The 20,612-nt window shown below is 35.7% G+C and carries 27 protein-coding genes and 1 CRISPR repeat array; of the genes, 6 read left to right on the plus strand and 21 right to left on the minus strand.

Translation table 11 applies throughout. The features are described from left to right. Positions 1–83: 83 nt before the first annotated feature. From AC5LXI_RS08360 to AC5LXI_RS08425, 14 genes are all read right to left on the minus strand, one after another. A complete protein-coding gene (locus tag AC5LXI_RS08360; protein ID WP_110423389.1) occupies positions 84–206 on the minus strand; it encodes a GpE family phage tail protein in 123 nt (40 codons plus the stop codon). 8 nt (positions 207–214) lie between these two features. Beyond that, the gene (locus tag AC5LXI_RS08365) at positions 215–514 is read right to left on the minus strand and encodes a phage tail assembly protein (RefSeq protein WP_493441918.1); all 300 of its coding nucleotides are present in this window, start codon (positions 512–514) and stop codon (positions 215–217) included. A 69-nt stretch (positions 515–583) separates the two neighbouring features. Then, complete coding sequence (locus tag AC5LXI_RS08370; protein ID WP_493441919.1) at positions 584–1,096, minus strand: phage major tail tube protein; 513 nt, start codon at positions 1,094–1,096, stop codon at positions 584–586. A gap of 13 nt (positions 1,097–1,109) precedes the next feature. Next, positions 1,110–2,285, minus strand: coding sequence for a phage tail sheath protein (locus AC5LXI_RS08375; RefSeq protein WP_493441920.1), 1,176 nt, complete (start codon positions 2,283–2,285; stop codon positions 1,110–1,112). Between the two features lie 210 nt (positions 2,286–2,495). Beyond that, the gene (locus AC5LXI_RS08380; RefSeq protein WP_493441921.1) at positions 2,496–3,104 is read right to left on the minus strand and encodes a tail fiber assembly protein; all 609 of its coding nucleotides are present in this window, start codon (positions 3,102–3,104) and stop codon (positions 2,496–2,498) included. Positions 3,105–3,119: 15 nt separating this feature from the next. Then, positions 3,120–4,616 carry a phage tail-collar fiber domain-containing protein gene (locus AC5LXI_RS08385; RefSeq protein ID WP_493441922.1) on the minus strand — a complete coding sequence of 499 codons (1,497 nt, stop codon included), beginning with the start codon at positions 4,614–4,616 and terminating at the stop codon, positions 3,120–3,122. A 278-nt stretch (positions 4,617–4,894) separates the two neighbouring features. Beyond that, entirely contained in the window at positions 4,895–5,500 is a 606-nt protein-coding gene (locus AC5LXI_RS08390) for a tail fiber assembly protein (protein ID WP_493441923.1), read from the minus strand. 15 nt (positions 5,501–5,515) lie between these two features. After that, the gene (locus tag AC5LXI_RS08395) at positions 5,516–6,868 is read right to left on the minus strand and encodes a phage tail-collar fiber domain-containing protein (protein ID WP_493441924.1); all 1,353 of its coding nucleotides are present in this window, start codon (positions 6,866–6,868) and stop codon (positions 5,516–5,518) included. Between the two features lie 280 nt (positions 6,869–7,148). Next, positions 7,149–7,754, minus strand: coding sequence for a tail fiber assembly protein (locus AC5LXI_RS08400; RefSeq protein WP_493441925.1), 606 nt, complete (start codon positions 7,752–7,754; stop codon positions 7,149–7,151). 16 nt (positions 7,755–7,770) lie between these two features. Next, entirely contained in the window at positions 7,771–9,096 is a 1,326-nt protein-coding gene (locus tag AC5LXI_RS08405) for a phage tail-collar fiber domain-containing protein (RefSeq protein ID WP_493441926.1), read from the minus strand. Continuing rightward, the gene (locus AC5LXI_RS08410; RefSeq protein WP_493441927.1) at positions 9,093–9,698 is read right to left on the minus strand and encodes a phage tail protein I; all 606 of its coding nucleotides are present in this window, start codon (positions 9,696–9,698) and stop codon (positions 9,093–9,095) included. The genes AC5LXI_RS08405 and AC5LXI_RS08410 overlap by 4 nt, the downstream gene beginning before the upstream one ends. Then, a complete protein-coding gene (locus AC5LXI_RS08415; RefSeq protein WP_493441928.1) occupies positions 9,688–10,599 on the minus strand; it encodes a baseplate J/gp47 family protein in 912 nt (303 codons plus the stop codon). Before AC5LXI_RS08415 ends, AC5LXI_RS08410 begins: the two co-directional genes overlap by 11 nt. Then, positions 10,587–10,940, minus strand: a complete 354-nt coding sequence (locus AC5LXI_RS08420; RefSeq protein ID WP_034882260.1) for a GPW/gp25 family protein — start codon at positions 10,938–10,940, stop codon at positions 10,587–10,589. Before AC5LXI_RS08420 ends, AC5LXI_RS08415 begins: the two co-directional genes overlap by 13 nt. Beyond that, positions 10,937–11,575: a phage baseplate assembly protein V gene (locus AC5LXI_RS08425; RefSeq protein ID WP_493441929.1), complete on the minus strand. Its 639-nt coding sequence runs from the start codon at positions 11,573–11,575 to the stop codon at positions 10,937–10,939. Before AC5LXI_RS08425 ends, AC5LXI_RS08420 begins: the two co-directional genes overlap by 4 nt. 263 nt (positions 11,576–11,838) lie before the next feature. Further along, a CRISPR array of direct repeats spans positions 11,839–12,406; the repeat unit is 28 nt; unit sequence GTTCACTGCCGTGTAGGTAGTTTAGAAA. Between the two features lie 24 nt (positions 12,407–12,430). On the opposite strand from AC5LXI_RS08425, the gene AC5LXI_RS08430 reads away from it, so the two are divergent. Next, positions 12,431–13,141: an OB-fold protein gene (locus AC5LXI_RS08430; protein ID WP_493441930.1), complete on the plus strand. Its 711-nt coding sequence runs from the start codon at positions 12,431–12,433 to the stop codon at positions 13,139–13,141. Positions 13,142–13,764: 623 nt separating this feature from the next. After that, the gene (locus AC5LXI_RS08435; protein WP_493441931.1) at positions 13,765–13,953 is read left to right on the plus strand and encodes a hypothetical protein; all 189 of its coding nucleotides are present in this window, start codon (positions 13,765–13,767) and stop codon (positions 13,951–13,953) included. 445 nt (positions 13,954–14,398) lie between these two features. Here the strand turns inward: AC5LXI_RS08435 and AC5LXI_RS08440 are convergent, their stop codons facing one another. Both AC5LXI_RS08440 and AC5LXI_RS08445 read right to left on the minus strand, forming a co-directional pair. Next, positions 14,399–14,905 (minus strand): GNAT family N-acetyltransferase, encoded by a 507-nt coding sequence (locus AC5LXI_RS08440; RefSeq protein WP_493441932.1) that lies wholly within the window; start codon positions 14,903–14,905, stop codon positions 14,399–14,401. Next, positions 14,898–15,188 (minus strand): type II toxin-antitoxin system TacA family antitoxin, encoded by a 291-nt coding sequence (locus tag AC5LXI_RS08445; RefSeq protein WP_493441933.1) that lies wholly within the window; start codon positions 15,186–15,188, stop codon positions 14,898–14,900. The genes AC5LXI_RS08440 and AC5LXI_RS08445 overlap by 8 nt, the downstream gene beginning before the upstream one ends. Positions 15,189–15,509: 321 nt before the next feature. On the opposite strand from AC5LXI_RS08445, the gene AC5LXI_RS08450 reads away from it, so the two are divergent. After that, entirely contained in the window at positions 15,510–15,689 is a 180-nt protein-coding gene (locus AC5LXI_RS08450; protein ID WP_493441934.1) for a hypothetical protein, read from the plus strand. A gap of 167 nt (positions 15,690–15,856) precedes the next feature. On the opposite strand, the gene AC5LXI_RS08455 is transcribed toward AC5LXI_RS08450, so the two are convergent. Both AC5LXI_RS08455 and AC5LXI_RS08460 read right to left on the minus strand, forming a co-directional pair. Further along, entirely contained in the window at positions 15,857–16,141 is a 285-nt protein-coding gene (locus tag AC5LXI_RS08455) for a DNA replication terminus site-binding protein (protein ID WP_493444280.1), read from the minus strand. 29 nt (positions 16,142–16,170) lie between these two features. Next, positions 16,171–16,455: a hypothetical protein gene (locus AC5LXI_RS08460; RefSeq protein WP_493441935.1), complete on the minus strand. Its 285-nt coding sequence runs from the start codon at positions 16,453–16,455 to the stop codon at positions 16,171–16,173. Between the two features lie 779 nt (positions 16,456–17,234). Here AC5LXI_RS08460 and AC5LXI_RS08465 point away from each other — a divergent pair. From AC5LXI_RS08465 to AC5LXI_RS08475, 3 genes are all read left to right on the plus strand, one after another. Beyond that, positions 17,235–17,993 (plus strand): hypothetical protein, encoded by a 759-nt coding sequence (locus AC5LXI_RS08465; protein ID WP_493441936.1) that lies wholly within the window; start codon positions 17,235–17,237, stop codon positions 17,991–17,993. Positions 17,994–18,214: 221 nt separating this feature from the next. Continuing rightward, complete coding sequence (locus AC5LXI_RS08470) at positions 18,215–18,463, plus strand: type II toxin-antitoxin system RelE family toxin (RefSeq protein WP_493441937.1); 249 nt, start codon at positions 18,215–18,217, stop codon at positions 18,461–18,463. After that, a complete protein-coding gene (locus AC5LXI_RS08475; protein ID WP_493441938.1) occupies positions 18,447–18,791 on the plus strand; it encodes a helix-turn-helix domain-containing protein in 345 nt (114 codons plus the stop codon). Before AC5LXI_RS08470 ends, AC5LXI_RS08475 begins: the two co-directional genes overlap by 17 nt. Before the next feature lie 271 nt (positions 18,792–19,062). On the opposite strand, the gene AC5LXI_RS08480 is transcribed toward AC5LXI_RS08475, so the two are convergent. The 3 genes from AC5LXI_RS08480 to AC5LXI_RS08490 all read right to left on the minus strand — a co-directional run bounded on the left by AC5LXI_RS08480 (position 19,063) and on the right by AC5LXI_RS08490 (position 20,180). Then, the gene (locus tag AC5LXI_RS08480) at positions 19,063–19,461 is read right to left on the minus strand and encodes a toprim domain-containing protein (RefSeq protein ID WP_493441939.1); all 399 of its coding nucleotides are present in this window, start codon (positions 19,459–19,461) and stop codon (positions 19,063–19,065) included. Between the two features lie 4 nt (positions 19,462–19,465). Further along, positions 19,466–19,609, minus strand: coding sequence for a hypothetical protein (locus AC5LXI_RS08485; protein WP_493441940.1), 144 nt, complete (start codon positions 19,607–19,609; stop codon positions 19,466–19,468). A 223-nt stretch (positions 19,610–19,832) separates the two neighbouring features. After that, positions 19,833–20,180, minus strand: a complete 348-nt coding sequence (locus tag AC5LXI_RS08490; protein WP_493441941.1) for a hypothetical protein — start codon at positions 20,178–20,180, stop codon at positions 19,833–19,835. Between the last annotated feature and the right edge of the window lie 432 nt (positions 20,181–20,612).

Below are 20,612 nucleotides of genomic sequence, written 5' to 3' on the forward strand. Positions count from 1 at the left end.
TGAGTACTAATTTGTTTTCTTAAATTATTTAACAATCAATGGCGTCAAACGGTACCTTTTATTTTTAATAATTCACTCCCTGATTATTGTTGATTATTGGTACCGTTTCTAACGCGTGCATGCTCTCGCCACTCCATAAGTTCAGATAAGTTTAATTCATCCATGGCAGATGGTTGCCAATGAAAGATTAGCGCAATATCTGCCATTGCCTCTTCTACTCGGTTGGGGATTCCTTGTTGGCATCGTTCGAGTTCGGGGACAAAAAATTGATTACCTCTTTGGTGATTTCCGACAAGTCAATTAAATCTAAAGTATATACTTCATGTTCAGCAATTGATGGTGTGGTAATGCGTGGTAATACTTTTGCTAATGAGTCGATATCTAAATCAATAAATTCGAGTAATTTAACACCACGTAAATCACCAGTTACTGGTTTGCGAATAGTAAATTCAGTTATGGTGGTTTTACCGGATTTAATTCCATTTTTTAAAGTGATTTTTTTGCTGCTGGTCATTTGTTTCCCCTCGTAAGAAGCCCTTGCGGGCTTTTTTATTTAAATGATTAATTAGGATTAAATTAATTGTTATAATCCAATTGCATTACGTGCTTTTGATAGACGATCTTCTCCGTTTACTTTGTCGATCATGTTAATTAGGTCGATTTCAGTAATTTCTTCGTTGTTGATGATCTCTTTATAGTAAGTACATTGCGTAGTAATTTTGGTTGTGTTGCTTTCACCTTGTTTGAGTTCACCACGATCTTGTTCTTTATGGCGTCCGTTAACGATGATTTCGACTTTAATAAAATCTTCACTATCATCTTTTTGGTAAGCACCAGCAAAACGTAATGTAACACCATTGAGTAAGCCGCCATGCTGTTTTAGCACTTCGTGAGCTAAGCCACCGATTGTCCATTCAACATTTAATGCGTCATCTTCATATCCCATGTCGATTGGCACACTGCCAGGCATACCGGCACCGCGATAGTTTTCAAATTTTCGGGTTAGTTTTGGTGGTGTGAATGATTCAACTTCACCAGCAAAAGAGGTTCCGTTAACGTAGACGTTGAAGTATTTGAGTTTTTTAGGTAGAGCCATTTAATTGTTCTCCTTAGTTAGTGGCGACTGAATTAGCCAGCTCAACCAAATATTTATCGGTAATGCGTTGGCGTAACATAAGATTTTCAAGTGGCGGGACAGGTGTGTAATCATAATCAATATATAATTTACCTGCTTTTAGAATGTCTGGGGTATTAGCTTCAGGATCAAACCATGCTTTACCATCAACAATGTAGCCGTTAGATTTTAATTCACGGAATTTGTTATTGATTGATTCAATTAAGTCTTTAATTAATGAGGCATGCATTGGTGCATCAACTAATTGGAATTGAGCTTCAGCTATAGTGTCAGCTAATACTTGAGCGGTACGTGTGTAGTTTTCAAATGCAAATAATGTATCCGCTGAGCAAGTGCGAGATCCCCAGAAGCGATAACCTTGATTGCAAATTAAGGTAGTTACATCGTGTTCGTTTAAGTAATTTGAATCTGAGCTTTCTTCTTGCAAATCCCAAAATACGTCGCTTGAAATGCCGGTGACGCCATTGACAGGGACATTTGATAATGTCTTATGCCAGCCAACTTTTTGGTCGATTTGGGCACGTAGGCCTAACGCTCTAGCCGTTGCAGCTAAAGTGACATTTTGTTTTTGTGTAGCGTCGAAACCGACAAAATCAGGCCAAATTACCATTGCTTCACGCGCACCTAATTTATCGCGATAAAGTACTGCTTGTTCTTTGGTTTTAGCGCCGTAAGCAGATACATAACAAAAGGCACGTAATTTTTGTGCTAATGAAACTAGCGCTGTTGCAACAGGTAATGAGTCATAACCAGGCACACCTAAAATACGTGGTTTTACTTTCAATTGCGTTTGTGCTGAAAGTAGTGCTTTCATACCAGTATATTTGCCGTCTTCAGTTGTGGTACCAATAATATTTGCTTCTGTTTCTGCAACAGTTGCACCTGTTTCAACACGAACAGCAACAATAACTGGTGAACACTGATCGGCAATTGCTTCTAGCGTTGGTTTTAGTGTACCTGTTGAACCAGCTTTACCGATTGCGCTATTGACATTGGTAATTAAAACAGGGGTGTTAAGAGGAAAATGCGTCGCATCGGCATCATCGCCAGTACAAACAATACCAATAACAGCAGTTGATACTGTTCTGATAGAGCGTGAACCTTCATTGATTTCGATGACTCGGACGCCGTGATGATAATCGTTAGCCATAAGTTCTCCGTTGTGGTTTACATATTGTAAAGTTAAAGTACATGGCAATATTTGCATATTTAATACAAAGTGGTTAGTGATTGGATTTGTAGCGAAATTTGTTACAATTTATAGCGAAAATGTTTGTCAGATTAGATTGATATAACAGGCAAAAAACTGTCATTTATTATTGGAAATCAGCTAAGTAAATGACAGTCATTAATATTGAAATTAGCTATTTGGCATATCTGGCCAATCAATATTTGGCGCTTGTTGTACATCAATACGATTTAATAGCACGCGGAATTTCTTCCATTCAGCGAGTAATTGAATTTCTTGTTCGCTGGCGATTTGCGAATCAACAGCATCTTGTAAATAATTGATTTGTGATGTTGCTTCCGCGATAAGTTGATTTTTTTCGGTTGTCGCTTGGTTGACTTGCGATTGGTGCTGTTTATTTTTATCTAATTGCCATTTTTTGCCATCCCACTTGTCAAATTCACTGCCTGGTTTTAAGGTGGTATAACCTTCAGGAATGTCACCAACCTCTTGCATAGTCGTTTCGACTCCAGTTTCGGTAGAGTAGATCGTAGTGCCGCGTAAATCTTTAGGGTAGGTCCATTGTTGGCCATTGTGGATGATGGCTTGATTGTCCTGCACGTTTTTCGGGACTTCTAAGTAAGCGTTAGCCGGCAAACCCACGCCAACAGGTAAATATTGATAGGTAGCTTGTGAAAACTCACCTTTGGCGTCAACATTATAAATAATTGCCCAACCGGCTGAGATGGTTAAACCATTTTTATCTAATACGGCTGATGCTGGTTGTAATTCATATTTCATTATTTTTTCTCCTGTTTATTCTGCTTTAACAATATACATATATGCGACGTTACGGGGACGGGTTTCGTTAGCTGTAGGGACAACTCGTGACGCATCGAATGTGACACCACCAACACTGCCGACATCGATATGTATCGGTGTATTATTTGTGTGTTTTTCAAAATATCTAAATGCGCCGGTGGCTATTGGATTTGTACCAAAGGACTCGGAGATTGGAGATATTTCACCGTAAATATTTCTAATTGCATCATCTTGATAACTCAAAATACCTCGATTCGGATCTAATCCAGAGCCGCTATCCAGTCCTCGTATAAATACACCCCGTAAATCGGGTAGTATTCCAGATGGATACGCGGCAGCGAGTTTCGGAAATTGATTTTTATTAAACATTGAACCATTGCATTCGAACCAACCAGCAGGAAGTTGAGTATTTGGCCATGGCAAAGGCACACCGATAGGAATATAATTAGAAACATTGGCTGTGGTGATAAATTCATTCCAACTATAATCGCCAGTATAATATGGGTTTTGTTCATAAGTTATAACACCTCTGTATTTAACTCGCTTACTTAAAACGTCAATGGCAATATCACCAAATGAATCGCCAACAAATGATCGCATTACATGGCTATAATCGAATGGTTTACACCCTTGTGATTGTTGTTGAGTGAATAAAAAACCACTATAGTGGTTCTTTGGTTCATCTATGGATTCATTGCCTAAAACATGTGAAAAGCCAATTCCATAAGAATATTTAGTTAATACGGGGTGACCTTTTATTTTCAGCTCACCAGTTATATCATCGCCTGAACGTTTAACTGCCGCCATAGCTATATCATTCACTATGTTGACTCTCTCATCCACTTTTGTGACTTTCTCATCCACTCTTTTGACAGCTTCATTTACTTTTTTGACTGCCAATGGGGTTGCTGCTTGGTTTTCAATGGTTGAATCAGTGGCGGAATTTAATTGCACAAATCCTTTCGATGAAGTGGTCGCAGTTGGATGGTTGGTTGATCTTTCATGAGCCGTCATTCTAGCGGTAATTAAATTATCAACATATTGACGAGTGGCTAATATTACTGCTGGGTCAATTTTCAAGGCAATGGCATCAGTGTTATCAACGATGATAATGATACGAATGACTTGCATTCGCCCACTACCTTCGGATAATTGTGGTTTGTAGGTAGCCGGGCAATTACCCACCGCAACTAAGGTGTTATTCTCATCATATAAGCCAATTTCATGAATAAACCATCCTCCTTGATTTTCCGGAATGATTAATTCGGCAATAATTTGATTTGTATTATTTTCATCAATGGTTAATGAGTTAATGGGTGCTTGATAGACTTCATGAACTAATCTGTTTTGACTGGCATTTGGTGTAGTTGCTTTACCATTACCATCGCCAACTCCCATCTTAGTTAATTTGAGCGGCATACCAGATGCGGTCGCATTTGCCAGTAATGCGGCGCCTTGTTGGGTAATTAGAGTATAGTATTTTTGACTCATATTTTCATTCCTATAAATAAAAATTCGAATCGCCATTAAGGCGATCGAATGAGCTACTTGTTTGGTTTTAAGAAGCCAGTTTATGAATCCTTTATCCAGTCCTAGGACTTTTATTTATAAAGTGGCTTGCTAACGATAGTGACATAATCTAAGGAAGTGAGTTAATAAATGGATATGTAATAAAAAAAATTACAAGTAGGGTAGGAGAGGTTTTTTGAACAGTGAAACTATTAATGAAAAACCTTGGTGGTTAAACCAAGGTCTTTTATCAGTTAACGTTATTTAGGCTGTTTTGGCCAGTCGATATTTGGTGCTTGTTGTACATCAATGCGATTTAATAATACGCGGTATTTTTTCCATTCAGCGAGTAATTGAATTTCTGGTTCGCTGGCGATTTGCGAATCAACTGCATCTTGTAAATAATTGATTTGTGATGTTGCTTCCGCGATAAGTTGATTTTTTTCGGTTGTCGCTTGGTTGACTTGCGATTGGTGCTGTTTATTTTTATCTAATTGCCATTTTTTGCCATCCCATTTGTCAAATTCACTATTTGGTTTTAAGGTGGTATAACCTTCAGGAATGTCACCAACCTCTTGCATAGTCGTTTCCGCGCCAGTTTCGGTAGAGTAGATCGTAGTGCCACGTAAGTCTTTAGGGTAGGTCCATTGTTGGCCATTGTGGATGATGGCTTGATTGTCTTGCACGTTTTTCGGGGCTTCTAAGTAGGCATTGGCCGGCAAACCCACGCCAACAGGTAAATATTGATAGGTAGCTTGTGAAAATTCACCTTTGGCGTCAACATTATAAATAATTGCCCAACCGGCTGAGATGGTTAATCCATTTTTATCTAATACGGCTGATGCTGGTTGTAATTCGTATTTCATTATTTGTTCTCCTAATTATTCTGCTTTGACTATGTATATAAATGCAACGTTGCGCGGATGGTTGTCATGTGAAACAGGGACTACACGCGATGCATCAAAACTAAATCCACCAGCAGGACCCCAATCTACTTTTGTTGGCGTTCCGTTTGCACGTACATCAAAAAAACTAAATGCTCCATCACCGGTTCCACCATTTTGACCAAATGTTTCTGAAATAGGCCAAACGTTGCCCCATATATTTCTAATTGCATCATCTTGATAACTTAAAATGCCTCGATTAGGGTCTAATCCTCGACCGTTATCTTTCCCTCGGATAAATAACCCGCGCAAATCCGGTAAAGTTCCCCATGGATAGACGGCTGCTAATTTAGGAAAACGATTAACATTAAATGGTGAACCATTACATTCAAACCAACCGGCAGGGAGATGATCACTAGGCCAAGGCTGTGGAATTCCGACTGGTAAAAGACGCTCTTTAACAAATTCATCTAATCCACCAATTCTATCTGCTGTAATATAACCATCTATCCAGCCATCATGATTGATATACCAAGAAAAGCCGTTTTTCACTAAACTATACATGCCTACAAGTCCGTCATCGCGAACAAGATGGTAAAATCGCTTATCTTGGGAATACGTTCGTGTTTCAAATCCGGAAGGTTGAAACTTATCTACAATCGGATCAATTCGATTATGCGCGGCGCTTGCATGGTCATAGGCAGACTGCGCTTTTTGGTCAGTAAATCGAACATATTCAAAAGTATCATGAACCGCTTTTGGGGTGGCCGCTTGGCTTTCAATTGTTGAATTGGTCGCCGAGTTTAGTTGTACAAAACCTTTTGAAGAAGTGGTTGCATTGGGGTGATTGGTTGATTTTTCATGGATTGCTAGTTTGTTAATAATTAGATTATCCACATATTGACGCGAGGCTAATACAACAGCCGGATCAATTTTTAGTTCAACAACACTCGCATTATCTACGGCGACAATCATGCGGATGACTTGTGTACGGCCACAGCCTTCAGGCAATTGAGGTTTATAGGTAGCAGGGCAGTTACCGACCGCAACTAAAGTATTGTTCTCATCATATAAGCCGATTTCATTAATAAACCATCCCCCATGATGTTCCGGAATGATTAATTCAGCAATAATTTGATTTGGATTATTTGCATCTGTAGTTAACGTATTGATTTGTGCTTTAAAGACTTCATGAATAAGGCGGGTTTGAGTAGCATTTGGCGTGGTTGCATCACTATTGCCATCACCAACCCCCATTTTAGTTAATTTGAGCGGAACACCTAAAGCAGTAGCATTTGCCAGTAAGGCGGCACCATGCTCGGTTATTAATGTACAAAATTTTTGACTCATATTTGTATCCTATAAATAAAAATTCGAATCGCTCATAAGGCAATTGAATGCGTTATTAGTGTCGGTTGTCATGTCTAGTTTTTGAATATTTTATAAACTGCATAAGATTTGCATTTCATAAAATGGTTTACTTGCGATAGTGACATAATCTAAAGAAGTGAGGTAATAAATGGATATGTAATAAACTAGGTTACAAGTGGCGTAGGTGAGGTTTGACGAAATGATAGATTATTAAAAAAACCTTGGTGACAAGACCAAGGTTTTTGTTTATCAATTAACGCTATTTAGGCTGTTTTGGCCAGTCGATATTTGGTGCTTGTTGTACGTCAATGCGATTGACTAACACGCGGTATTTTTTCCATTCAGCAAGTAATTGAATTTCTTGTTCGCTGGCGATTTGCGAATCAACAGCATCTTGTAAATAATTGATTTGTGATGTTGCTTCTGAAATGAGTTGATTTTTTTGAGTTGTCGCTTGGTTGATTTGCGATTGGTGCTGTTTATTTTTATCTAATTGCCATTTTTTACCATCCCATTTGTCAAATTCACTATTTGGTTTTAATGTGGTATAACCTTCTGGAATGTCACCAACCTCTTGCATAGTCGTTTCCGCGCCTGTTTCGGTAGAGTAGATCGTAGTGCCACGTAAGTCTTTAGGGTAGGTCCATTGTTGGCCATTGTGGATGATGGCTTGATTGTCTTGCACGTTTTTCGGGGCTTCTAAGTAGGCATTGGCCGGCAAACCCACGCCAACAGGTAAATATTGATAGGTAGCTTGTGAAAATTCACCTTTGGCGTCAACATTATAAATAATTGCCCAACCGGCGGTGATGGCTTGGCCATTTTTATCTAATACAGCTGATGCTGGTTGTAATTGGTATTTCATTTTTCTCTTTCCTTTATTATTCTGCTTTAACGATATACATAAATGCGATATTGCGGGGGCGAGTTTCTCTACCACCAGTTAGTGCTGTTGTGAATAAATAGTTTCCTTCATGTCTTTTACTATTACCTGATCCCCATGGATTGCCTACACCATCTTCATGATAATATCCGATCTCTGTTGAATGGTTGTGGCTTTGTATCATACAACCCTGCCAGTCTAATATTACGCGGTACGGGTCGGCTCCTCTTGCGTTATCCCATCCTCGAATAAATTCCCCTCTTAAATCTGGTAGTTTCCCCGAGGGGTATGCAGCGGCTAGCTTTGGATATTTATTTTTATCGAACGTTGAGCCGTTACATTCAAAATATCCAGCTGGCGGATGAACTTGAGGCCATGGCATCGGTACACCTACAGGTGGGGTTCTGTCTCTAACGAATTGATCTAACCCACCAATTCTATCTGATGTAATATAACCATCCATCCAGCCGTCGTGATTCACATACCAAACAAATGCATTTTTTACGCGACTGTACATACCCATTACACCATCATTTCTGACCAACATGTAAACACGTTTATCGGCAGAATAAACTCTTGATTCAAAGTCGTTTAATGCAAACTTATCTGATAGATTTGAGACTTTATTATTGGTATCGCTAATCCTATTGTGAGCATTACTGGCATGATCATAGGCAGATTGCGCTTTTTGGTCAGAAAATCGTGCATATTCATAAGCATCATGAACCGCTTTGGGGGTGGCCGCTTGGCTTTCAGTTGTTGAATTAGTGGCTGAATTTAATTGCACAAAACCTTTTGATTTTGTGGTGGCATTTGGGTGATTAGTTGTTTTTTCATGAGCTGTCATTTTAGCAGTAATTAGTCCATCCACATATTGCCGTGTAGCTAAGACGACAGCCGGGTCGATTTTTAATTCGACAGATTGTGTGTTGTCGACAATAATGACCATTCTAATTACTTGCGTTCGGCCACTGCCTTCAACTAATTTAGGCTTGTATGTAGCAGGACAGTTACCTACGGCGATTAGATTACCTTTGTCATCAAATAAGCCAATCTCATGAATAAACCAACCACCATCGGTTTCTGATATGACCTGTTCGGCAATAATTTGATTCGGGTTTTCTTGATCAACGAATAAAGTGTTGACAGCAGCACGTCTGACTTCGTGAACTAATTGAGTTTGGCTTGCATTTGGTTTCGGTATCTTACCGTTGCCATCACCGACTGCCATTTGCGTTATTTTAAGTGGAATGCCAAGTGCCGTGGCATTGGCTAATAATGCCGCTCCTTGTTTAGTTATAATTGTATAGTAGGTTTGATTCATGGTGTTATGCTCATTGTATCGATTAAATGAATAGTTGCGCCTAAATGGCTTTCAGATTGAGTAGGGATGGTTTCAGCAATATAAGGGTAGATATCTAAAGTATTGCCATCATAGCTACTGGCTCCCATGGTTAATGAACCTTTAGATACGAGCTGAATAGCCAATCTGGTTAGTTGACGTGATACGGGTTTGACATCATCAATGATGCGGCTTAGTTCGTTATAAGACTCTTCGGTAATGCCTTTATCTAATACCCCAATTTCCAGCCCAAAAGAGCCAGGCGTTTGATTGTTTTGCCACCACTCGATAATCTTGATTAAGAAACCAAATGGTTCGACTGCTCGGCGAATTGCCTCTTTGGTGCCTTTGAGTTTATGGATTTCAAAGGCTTCGGCGATGACTTTACGTTTGATCTCCTCAGACCAGTTTTCATCCCAACGGTCTACACTATATTGCCATGCCAGATAGGGAAGTAATTCGTAAGGACAAGTTTGTGGATCCCAAAGTGAGCGTAGTGGTATTGGTGGCTCACAAACAATCGCTTGTGAAAGGTTTTTCTCCAGTTTGGTAGCCGTCGGGGGGAGTAGCGTTTTATTCGCCATAACCTGCTACCTCAATTTGATAGTTTGAACAATAACTCGCTTGCTCTCGGTTGATGATAATATCTTGTGCCGGTTCTTGAAGTTCGACTCGTTGTACGCCAACCACATGTAACGCTGAGATGATAGCACTTCGGCTGATCCTTCGGCCAATTCGATGTTTTTCGCTAATGTAAGCTTGTAAATTATCCATGGCGGTTTTTTTTATCGGTTCTGATTCGGGACCTGGATATAAGTAAAGTTTCGCTTTAATTTGATAGTCAATTAATTCGACTGATTTAACGGTCACCCTGTCAGCAATCGGCCGACGATCATCTTGATTGACCGCTTTTTTGACAATTTCAATCAATTCATTCGAGGCAACACCATTATTATCCCGTGCTAAAATTGCGAGAGTGACGCAGGCGGGGGAAGGGCTTTCTGCTGCGGCGTCTAATACTCGTCCATCAGCACTACGAGCAAAAAACTCATACGCCGCGCGCGGGCCTGCAACCGATAACCCTTCAAAGGCTGATTGAATTCGTAGTCTAAAGTCACTATCAGCTTCTTTAATTTCTTTGATAGCCGGAACGACACTATTGTCGGCAGCTTGAACAGTTAGACGATAAACATTAAAGTTGGCGCCTAAATTATCTAAATCCTGATCTTTAGCATGGGCAATCATTAATGCTTGTGAGGCTTCGTTGATTCGTTGCCGTAAAATCAGTTCATAATAGCTGCTCTCTTGTAACAGTTTGACAATCGGCTCACTTTCAAATTGTAATGTTTTGGCAACTTCTTCCTGTTCTTGTTCACTGTAGAGTGAAATGAATTTAGCTTTGCGACGATTGAAGATCTCTTCAAAATCCAAGGATTCAATTACATTTGGGGAGGGTAATTTTGAAAGGTCGGTTAATGCTGCCATGTTGCTACCTCGATTTCGCTATTAAAGGTTTGGTTCGGCTTGTCTATCCGTGAACCGGTTATTTGTAAGGTTAATTTTTCTTTATCAGGGAACACATCGACCGTATCAAGTTTTATTCGTGGTTCCCATTGAGTAAGCGCTAATACCGTAGCCGAAATCACACGTAGTTTGGTTGCTTCTGTATTCGGGTTATCTAAAAGTAAAAACAATAACGAACCGTAATTACGTCGCTCAATTCTCGAACCAATGGGTGTGGTGAGAATATCTTTAATGGACTGATTGATATGGTCCATATCGGTAATTGTTCGTCCTGATTTGCTGTTCATGCCAATGTAACTCATTGCGGTTTTCCTGTTGAATCACCACCAGCTTTAACGCCGCTGTGGGTGTGAGAATCTAATACAATACCGTTTGATGATAATTGCCCTTGAGTGTGAATAACATTACCGGTTAATGTGCCGGTACTACCTTTGGCGCCGCCACCGCTAGCACTGAATGATTTGAATGTTACATGATCGCTACATTCAACTAATGGAGTATCAAGCTGAATTTTGCTACCAGCTTTAGCCGTAATTTGTTCACTGGCTTCAATGACGGCGGTTTTGATCCCTTTAATGGTTAATTGACTGGTTTCTGGTTCATATTCAAATGAGGCACCGTCAGGAAATGTCACCAAATAACCATCTTCAGATTTAGCGGGAGCGGGATTGGCATCACTGAATATACTCGGTAATACACAACCTAACGTTAAGTTACCACCAGGGCTTAAAATGAATACCTGCTCACCAACTGATGGTCGCCACCAGGTACGACTTTTACCAGCACGATGAGTGAACCAAGGTAACCACGCGGTAATTAATTCACCGGTACGGACTTTCACCCGGTCGCCATTGGTTTGATAAATAACGCCAGGGCGAATCAGGTTTTCAATTTTTCGTAAAATGTCGACTAAGTCGGCGGGATGATAATTTTTCATAACGACTATAATGAAATTTTATCAAGTTAAAATAAAGTAAGCTTGGTTGTAGTGGTTGAGGTTACAAAATTTCAAAGAGTTAAGGAGGATTTTTGGTTTGTTTAAAGTAACGTGATCATTACTATCTGGCTAACCCTTTTTTTTAGCTAATATAAAATGGTAGTAAAATCAATATATTAATTCAGTTCTCTAAAAAAGGGTTTTTAAAAGCCATATAGCACTTTGCCTTTTTGCTAACAGAGTTTATAGTATATATTGTTCTAGTTCACTGCCGTGTAGGTAGTTTAGAAATTTATTTTCGGTATTCTTTCCGAGGTTATCAAGTTCACTGCCGTGTAGGTAGTTTAGAAAATTCAATTTTAATAAATTATACTAAACTATACGTTCACTGCCGTGTAGGTAGTTTAGAAACCCACAGAGCGAATACAGAATAGTCATTCTGCGTTCACTGCCGTGTAGGTAGTTTAGAAATCAAAATAATCTGTTAGCCATAATTGGAAACTGTTCACTGCCGTGTAGGTAGTTTAGAAAGGTCGCAACATTGGAATTAACGGGACTTGCACGTTCACTGCCGTGTAGGTAGTTTAGAAAATTCGCAATACCCGATATCCACCGGATAATCAGTTCACTGCCGTGTAGGTAGTTTAGAAAGAGTTTGAAAATCTACAGCGGATTGACATTGCGTTCACTGCCGTGTAGGTAGTTTAGAAAATTTATTAATTAGTTTATTTGTTGCGAAAAACGTTCACTGCCGTGTAGGTAGTTTAGAAATGGTATAGACTTCTCAATATTTTTTACAGATAGTTCACTGCCGTGTAGGTAGTTTGGAAAATTCAGGATAAATGGAAACGAAACATGAAAAAAATAATTGCCTTAACTATATTAACTTTAGCTAGTTTTAACTCATTTGCTAATGATAATGCAAAAAGACTCATTGAGATGATAATAAAAAAAGATATAGCAGTTTTTAGAGATGGTGGAAAATCAAATATTCGTCACGTGATACCTAGAGTAAATGCATCTCAATTAATTAGTGAATATAGCAATAATCAATACGAATATGAAAAAAAATATAATAATCAAATCATTAATATCAAAACTGTAGCATCTAGCGTAAAAAACGATTTAAGTGGTGACGCATTTGTCAAGGCAAACGGTGAAAATCAATTTGAATATGTATCGTTAGAATTGAAAAATAAAGATAACGCAATGAATATTAATAAGGGCAGTAAACTTGATTTAATATGTGTTGGCACTAAAGATAACGTCATGTTTCCAATTTTGAAAAATTGCGTAACGTTCGATAGTTATTTTCAGAGTTTTTTAGAAAAAACGATGAATAATATAAACGAGTTAAATGAAGAAGATGCTCCCAAAAACTTTTATGAGGCACTCTATCTTGGGCTGTGGGAGCTAGATATTAAAAACCCTAATAAATTAGATAAATACGATGAAGTAGATGAATTCGGGAAAAGTGGTAGGCAGGATTTTGAAAAGGCTGTCAAAATAGCAAAAACAAAAGCCGTTACAGAAGAATCTAAAACTATTACAATGCCAAAACCATGATTATAGTCTCTACCGAGTAGGTAGTTTAGAAAATAAGCGACAAAATCGCACCAGCAACCAATTTGTTTACTACCGGGTAAGTAGATTAGAAAATAGTTTGATAAGTCAAGCATTTAATTAAACAGTTTACTACCGAGTAGGTGGTTTTGAAATCAAGGTATCCAAACCGTGTTAATTTGGGCGAATAAAGATAAATCAAAAAGAGGAGCAACAGCGGCGGGTATTTTATTTGCAAGGTTGTAATTAGAAGGTGTGTATATTCTCACTCCAAATGATCCTATACCGCCAAGGGCAAAAGCAATAGATTGGAATGATGTTTTACTCGATATAATCGTTTAGAAGACGACCACAAAGTTAATTTTAAGTAAAAATTGATTGTAAACAATGCGGATATTTTCGCCATTATCAGAATCTGATGCTGAAGAAGATGTTTAATAACCCGTAGAAGGGAGAACTGTCCCCCTTTTACGGGGGATATGTTCTCCTATAATTTGTGTTGCAGAACATTTTATTAATTTTAATAAAAAAATTCTGAGGCACTTAATGAAGTTATTAAACTTTTGGGACAACCTTAAAGTTCAAATGAATATCTAGATGACCTACACCAGAGAGTTGGTGTTCATATGGATAAGTACGTTAATTATAACGCAGCTGAGGTTTTAGTATTTATATACCCAATGGTTGAACGACTAAAATCTAAAATTAAAACACTTTATTTATTAGATAAATTTGATTTTTTTGTTTATCAATTTTTTTATGATAATAACCAAGATATTATTGATCATATTAGAAAATATGAACTTTTATATTAGATTTGTGAAAAAGTTGAATTTAATCTCCATTTCTCACAACTTGAGTCCTAGCTTATGAAAATGTGGGAAGAAGGTGATATTGATACTTTTTATGAGAAAATTGCCAATCGTTTTAACTTAAACTATTCGAAAATGTTGAGATAGAACATTATTGAGCAATGCTTCTTTGTTTGTTTCTTGAAGCAAATCCAAACAATGGGGTATAACGGTAGTTTTTATTTTATATCTGAGGCTATATTGAATGTAGAGGGAGCTATCTTTGATGCAGTAGATCGGCTATATGAACTTCGGAAGTAAGAATATTTTGATTTATTTTGTAAGTCATTTGGGAAGATAAATAACTCTAAATCTGTCATCTAAATACAAATTATGACCATATAATAAAAACGTCTTATTGCATAAGGCGTTTTTTTACTAAATTGAGACATTTACTTTAGATTTAGGCTCATTTTTTATTAAATGACTTGAGTGGTAAAAATAATTGTGTGGAGTTGGCTTCCAAATATAAAAAGCCATATTTTAGGTAAAAAGGAACTACGTTCATATTAAGAGCATCAACTATCATTGCATAAATCCCAATCTGGTCAATAGTTTTAACTCGTTTTATTGCATCCACCAACAATAATTCTCCTATTCCATTTTTTTGAATAGATTGGCTTACTGCTAATCTGCCTAATAAAACTGCAGGTATGGGATATCGGGGTAATTTCTTCGCAATGTCAGGAGGCAGTTTTTTACACGCAATTGATAGTGAAGAGAGTGAGTAATAGCCTAATATATCAGAAGAGTCGAGCCCATTCGTGGCAACATATACTTTACATAGGTTTCGCTTAACATCTTGGCTAGCATGTTTTTGTATATAATTATCGAGAGACGATTCTCCCGATTTGAATGATGATTTATTATGGTGTGATTGGAGTTTTTGTATAGATAATTTTGGATCATTATTCATTGGCTAAAACCCGTTCAGAATGCCTTTTAAAAGCGGCAGATAATTTATCGTTTAATTTAGTTGGATTTTCGAGAGCTGCAATAAAATTAATTGCATCTTGTTCACTCAACATTTTTATTTTATTATTTGAAATAATTTCTTCAGCATGAGCTGTAACGCAAGTTAATATAAAATTACTAACTGTTTTCCCTTGAAAACGAGCCGCTTGTTCTATCTTCTCCTTTACATTTGATGCCATACGAAGATTTAACCGCTCTTTTTTTATTTCTACTGCTGTATTCATGATGAATTCCTCTATTTGTGCAATATTTAGATTGTACGTCAAAACGGTGCCTTTCGTCAATAACCAACAGGTTCTTATGTTGTTATGCTAGAATAATTTGAGGGAACTGTTCACTGCCGTGTAGGTAGTTTAAAAATGATCAATTGTGCTATGGTTTAATAAATAATTTGCTAAGATGTAATATTATAAATCTAGATATTGTTAAATATATACCAACTATTAATTTTTTTTATTATTTACCTTATGGTATTTATAATCCAACTAAAGTTAACATTCAAAGTGATTGTTGACTTTTTTATATTAATTCATGAGGTGAAAATTATGGGTCACGCACAAATAAAGGAAGAACGTCTGTACATTCCTCCACGTGACAGGCAAGTAGAGGTTGAAGCAAAGCCAGCATTGGGTAAAGATTGTGCTCATGGCGATCAAATTTTAAATGCTTTTTCTATTAGATTTTCGCACTATAAAGAAACCATGAAAGAACTATCAAAGGTTTAGATAATGTCTTTATCGCAAATTGGAGAAATTATTGACGAGATCAATTATCTCCCCATGGACGATTTAATCTTAATAAATTCGTTATTGATAAAGTTACAAACACCTAAAGAGCCTATTCGAGTAATTCATCTATATTGTTCCAGATTTCAAGATTTTTATTAAAAATTTTAGATTGATCTGCAATAGCAGCTATTTTTGTTAAATAGATAATTGAGAATGTCACACTTTTGGTATTTCTTGGTTAACATTGTTTCTCGCCAATAAAATTTAATACTGTACAGTTCTCCTGATAACAATGGTAAGGGAATTTTACGGAAAACTTGAAAATTTATAAGCATTGGGAATAATTTATGTGCAATGTCGAATCGAGAATGATGATTTGAAGCTAGGGCGTGAAATGCATCTTGACACTTAAGTTTTAGATTATTTATTTGTTCAACTATTGCTACTATATTATTTCGAGCATCAGGTGGTAATACGACTAAACCAGGATATTTTTTGTTATTTTAGTTGACACATCATCTACTTGATCTGTGTAAAAATTACCAAACGACTTTTTTAATAAAGTTGAAATATTTGATTTATCAACTTTCATATGATTTATAGATATCTTCTCTGGAGTATTTTTTTCATCAGATTTATAGAGGGTTTCGACTTCAGACAAAATAAACCATGTCGGTGAATAAGAATGAATTTCTTCACACAGGGTTTCAATGGCATCTTCAACTAAAGTAACATGGAGTTTAAAATTGCTTTCTTTAGACATTGCACCTCTTGTTAAAATTTAAAAAATAATTTTGATAATTTAATCTTATTGTAACTTCTTAGGAGTTGTTTTCTTTTTTATTTTATTGTTTTGTAAATGTCCGCAATACCCACCCAAAAGAAGAATTGAACCTATAAATAATAAAAAGAAAGTTAATAATGCCATTTTTTAGCTCCTTCTTTATTTGTTCTCTATTAATAATAACTATTATTTACAGAATAGCAATTTAAAAGTTTGGTTTTTCTTTTATTTATAAAAATGTAAAAGCCTGCTAGAAAGCAGGCTTTACAAAGTTTATTGTTGGATGGAATTATATTTTCAATTTTATAATAAAAGAAAAGGCAATGAAGCCCTTTCTTTTTAATGCAGATAATTCAAGCGTGTTTTACTTGAAACCGTCTGTTCTTTTTTTTTAATTTGCGTCTTTGAGCTAATTTATTATTTTGAATACCTCCAGCATATCCAGTCACATAAAAAATAAATGCAAGAAGAAGCAATAAAACAATTAGAGGAATATTCATAATAGTCACCAAATATCAGCAAAGGCTATAAAAAACTGTACAAATGATAGCCAAAATAAAAAATAACTTACCTAAAAAAATCATAAATGAACAAATAAAACTATTCAATTGATGTCTTATTCTTTTAGACTTTGTTTCTGAAATAATTTTTATTAATAAGGATAAAATGTAAATTATTACCCCTCCACTAATATTTAAACGTGACCGGTATTGTTTAATTAGCAGATAACTTACCGTTAATCAAAAGGATAAATAAAAATGATGAAATTAAACACAATAATAAAGCAAAATGATGATAATTCTGCCTATGTTGCATGGTGGACTGGACAATCAAAATACGGTGTAATTTTAGTTAAATGTGATCCTATAATTGATGTAAAAATTCAATCTGAATTATTAGCAATAAAATATCTTTTATTTATAAAAAGAGTATTTAATAGAGATATTGTTGGTGGTAACGGCTATCAATTAAATGTATCTAGCGGAGCCATAAAAAAACTTGTTAATAAAAAATCAACAAAGAAAGAATTAATCCCTTATGCCAGATTTCTTAGTGTCGAAATGGCCGGTGTCAATATAAATATAGTGAAAAGTCATCCAAACCTACCCGAACCGCTGATTGGGCTTGATTTCAGTTCTATAGATGATTCTGAATTTGAAGTTATTTCGAGTGACATTGATGAAAGTAATGCAATTGAAAATAGCACGATAAAGACTAAGTTTGGCGATGTAATTTTGACTAAACATGCATTAGAGCAATATAAAAAAAGAAATATTTTCGGAGAAGCCAAAAATCCTGTTAAATCATTAATTACACAATTACAGCATACAGAACTACAACAATTTGATATAACTCCTTTTTCTAATTTCTTAAAAAAACTTAAATATAAAACAAGTGATACTGAAATATGGGGACATCCTTCATCACTATTAAAATTTATAGTAGTAAAAAATAACCATAGTGATCAAAAAGTTCTTGTAACTGTATATCTTAAAAAATTAAATAATTATTTGTAACATTATAACTTTGTTTTTATTTCGGATAATGAGTGTAGCCTATCCAAACAACGCAATTCTTTTCATACTATTCTCCTTTTTTTGGTAATGGTATGTTATTTAAGGATTCGGAGCAATAAAAAACCGCCAGATGGCGGTTTGTGATGAAATACTTATACTTTTCTTTAAATATCTTATATTTCTTATATAATGCTTATATAGAAATCAACTAACACGAATATATGAATAAAGTTATTTACCAAATAAAAGCATTAAAACAATTAAGAAAAATTCCAAATAACGCTTTGATTCGTAATAAAATTGATGAACTATCAAACATGCCGAATTGCATTAATGTAAAATCTCTGACTAATTACAAATATCAGTACAGATTAAGAGTTGGAAATTATCGAGTGTTTTTTAATTTTGATGGCATTATTCATATTGTTTCTATCGAAGAGGTGAAAAAACGAGATGAACGCACTTACTAATAACATACAGTTTATTAATAATGAACAAGGGCAACCACAGTTTGTGGTTATACCATACGCTCAATATTTAGAATTATCGAACACTAAACAAATTAACACTGATACAGGTGTACCTAGTGAGGTTGTTAATCTGGTTTTTGATAATAACTATTCACCAGCTCAAGCGTGGCGTGAATATTTAAAACTATCTCAAATTGAAGTTTCCCAAAAAATAGGGATAACTCAATCTGCATATTCTCAATATGAAAAAAGTCAAACTTTAAGAAAAGCAACACGAATTAAAATTGCTAGCGCATTAGGTATTAATCCTGATTTGCTGGATTTTTAATTTATACAATATCATTTAATCAGGTGGTTGTATGTCTATAAATCCATATATAAAAAGTATAAAAAATGTTGAGAGAGATATTCTTTATATTGGAATGTCTACTGAAATATATTTTAATTAGTTGAAATTATTTTTTATTAATTGGTTAAGATTAAATATATCAAAAATTCATTACATAAATTACTCAGCAAAAAAAGCCCCGAAGGGCTTTTTTATTTATATGCTTTATAGCTTAAGTATTTCTTGAAAGAAACTCTCGTAGGTATGAAGCTCAGGGAAAACCAGCGCGTCCATGTTTGAGTAAAACATCGTTCCAATCTATTCCTTTTGCCTTTGGCGGTATAGGATCGTTTGGAGTGAGAATATACGTACGCACACCTTCTGATTGCAACCTTGCTGATAAAATACCCGCCGCTATTGCTCCTCTTTTTGATTTATCTTTATCCGCCCAAATTAACACGGTATGGATTGGCTCGATCTGAATATCTTGAGGGACAATAAATGATTCCATGGTCCCTGTATTCACAGTAGACCATGTCCGGATTTCTGTTGCATGAAATGCTGACAATGCTGTTTCAACTCCTTCAGCAACACCTAGAACCCCATTTTTAGGTACACCTAAACGAATTGAAGCTCCAGAAATGGTTTTTCCTTCAGGAACTTCCATCATTTTTCTAGTTTTCATCAGATTTATAGAGAGTTTCGACTTCAGACAAAATAAACCATGTCGGTGAATAAGAATGAATTTCTTCACACAGGGTTTTAATGGCATCTTCAACTAAAGTAACATGGAGTTTAAAATTGCTTTCTTTAGACATTGCACCTCTTGTTAAAATTTAAAAAATAATTTTGATAAATTAATCTTATTAATGCAGATAATTCAAGCGTGTTTTACTTGAAACCGTCTGTTCTTTTTTTTAATTTGCGTCTTTGAGCTAATTTATTATTTTGAATACGTCCAGCATATCCAATTACATAAAAAATAAATGCAAGAAGAAGCAATAAAACAATTAGAAGAATATTCATAATAGTCACCAAATATCAGCAAAGGCTATAAAAAACTGTACAAATGATAGCCAAAATAAAAAATAACTTACTTAAAAAAATCATAAATGAACAGATAAAACTATTCAATTGATGTCTTATTCTTTTAGACTTTGTTTCTGAAATAATTTTTATTAATAAGGATAAAATGTAAATTATTACCCCTCCACTAATCATCGATAAAGCTTCAAAGACAATTATTTTATCGCCTGTCACCACTAAGCCAACCGCGCCGGCAGGAATAAAGACTAATGCAATTTTTCGAACATTATCTGCAATATTCTCTAAAGGTAAGCGCATTAAGCAAAGCCGGATCACTCTTTTTAAAAGACGAAGTCTTTTCATTATAAGTGCCTCCAAAAAATGTAGAGGCACCACCCCAAATAGAGGGATAGTTACCTCTACGGGTTAATTAAAATTGTCACACAATGACATATTATTATGCTAATTATTGAAATAGGCTAGCTACCTATATAGATGCAATAATTTTCATTTAATCATCTATTATCATCTGATTAATGAACAGATTTATCAAGATAATTAAGTAAGCAAAACGCTAAAGTCTTAAAAGTTTCGTGCGAAATTTTTAAAATATAAATTTTCATTGCTGTCGATAGGTAAAAAGCTGTCGATAGGTTAAAATTTTTAGATTTCAATATCAAAATTCTGCATAGGTCCCTTATCATATTCAAGTTTTTGAATATAACGTATAACCATTTCTGGTTTTTTCCATGTTCCCTCATGCATTATTTGTGTTAGCCCTGTATCTCGTTCAGC

This window comes from Gilliamella sp. LMG 34361, from assembly GCF_984569075.1.

Coding starts and splice junctions, on each gene's coding strand:
- AC5LXI_RS08360 (WP_110423389.1), bottom strand. CDS start 206: ATGGCAGATATTGCGCTAATCTTTCATTGGCAACCATCTGCCATGGAT.
- AC5LXI_RS08365 (WP_493441918.1), bottom strand. CDS start 514: ATGACCAGCAGCAAAAAAATCACTTTAAAAAATGGAATTAAATCCGGT.
- AC5LXI_RS08370 (WP_493441919.1), bottom strand. CDS start 1,096: ATGGCTCTACCTAAAAAACTCAAATACTTCAACGTCTACGTTAACGGA.
- AC5LXI_RS08375 (WP_493441920.1), bottom strand. CDS start 2,285: ATGGCTAACGATTATCATCACGGCGTCCGAGTCATCGAAATCAATGAA.
- AC5LXI_RS08380 (WP_493441921.1), bottom strand. CDS start 3,104: ATGAAATATGAATTACAACCAGCATCAGCCGTATTAGATAAAAATGGT.
- AC5LXI_RS08385 (WP_493441922.1), bottom strand. CDS start 4,616: ATGAGTCAAAAATACTATACTCTAATTACCCAACAAGGCGCCGCATTA.
- AC5LXI_RS08390 (WP_493441923.1), bottom strand. CDS start 5,500: ATGAAATACGAATTACAACCAGCATCAGCCGTATTAGATAAAAATGGA.
- AC5LXI_RS08395 (WP_493441924.1), bottom strand. CDS start 6,868: ATGAGTCAAAAATTTTGTACATTAATAACCGAGCATGGTGCCGCCTTA.
- AC5LXI_RS08400 (WP_493441925.1), bottom strand. CDS start 7,754: ATGAAATACCAATTACAACCAGCATCAGCTGTATTAGATAAAAATGGC.
- AC5LXI_RS08405 (WP_493441926.1), bottom strand. CDS start 9,096: ATGAATCAAACCTACTATACAATTATAACTAAACAAGGAGCGGCATTA.
- AC5LXI_RS08410 (WP_493441927.1), bottom strand. CDS start 9,698: ATGGCGAATAAAACGCTACTCCCCCCGACGGCTACCAAACTGGAGAAA.
- AC5LXI_RS08415 (WP_493441928.1), bottom strand. CDS start 10,599: ATGGCAGCATTAACCGACCTTTCAAAATTACCCTCCCCAAATGTAATT.
- AC5LXI_RS08420 (WP_034882260.1), bottom strand. CDS start 10,940: ATGAGTTACATTGGCATGAACAGCAAATCAGGACGAACAATTACCGAT.
- AC5LXI_RS08425 (WP_493441929.1), bottom strand. CDS start 11,575: ATGAAAAATTATCATCCCGCCGACTTAGTCGACATTTTACGAAAAATT.
- AC5LXI_RS08430 (WP_493441930.1), top strand. CDS start 12,431: ATGAAAAAAATAATTGCCTTAACTATATTAACTTTAGCTAGTTTTAAC.
- AC5LXI_RS08435 (WP_493441931.1), top strand. CDS start 13,765: ATGGATAAGTACGTTAATTATAACGCAGCTGAGGTTTTAGTATTTATA.
- AC5LXI_RS08440 (WP_493441932.1), bottom strand. CDS start 14,905: ATGAATAATGATCCAAAATTATCTATACAAAAACTCCAATCACACCAT.
- AC5LXI_RS08445 (WP_493441933.1), bottom strand. CDS start 15,188: ATGAATACAGCAGTAGAAATAAAAAAAGAGCGGTTAAATCTTCGTATG.
- AC5LXI_RS08450 (WP_493441934.1), top strand. CDS start 15,510: ATGGGTCACGCACAAATAAAGGAAGAACGTCTGTACATTCCTCCACGT.
- AC5LXI_RS08460 (WP_493441935.1), bottom strand. CDS start 16,455: ATGTCTAAAGAAAGCAATTTTAAACTCCATGTTACTTTAGTTGAAGAT.
- AC5LXI_RS08465 (WP_493441936.1), top strand. CDS start 17,235: ATGATGAAATTAAACACAATAATAAAGCAAAATGATGATAATTCTGCC.
- AC5LXI_RS08470 (WP_493441937.1), top strand. CDS start 18,215: ATGAATAAAGTTATTTACCAAATAAAAGCATTAAAACAATTAAGAAAA.
- AC5LXI_RS08475 (WP_493441938.1), top strand. CDS start 18,447: ATGAACGCACTTACTAATAACATACAGTTTATTAATAATGAACAAGGG.
- AC5LXI_RS08480 (WP_493441939.1), bottom strand. CDS start 19,461: ATGATGGAAGTTCCTGAAGGAAAAACCATTTCTGGAGCTTCAATTCGT.
- AC5LXI_RS08485 (WP_493441940.1), bottom strand. CDS start 19,609: ATGTCTAAAGAAAGCAATTTTAAACTCCATGTTACTTTAGTTGAAGAT.
- AC5LXI_RS08490 (WP_493441941.1), bottom strand. CDS start 20,180: ATGAAAAGACTTCGTCTTTTAAAAAGAGTGATCCGGCTTTGCTTAATG.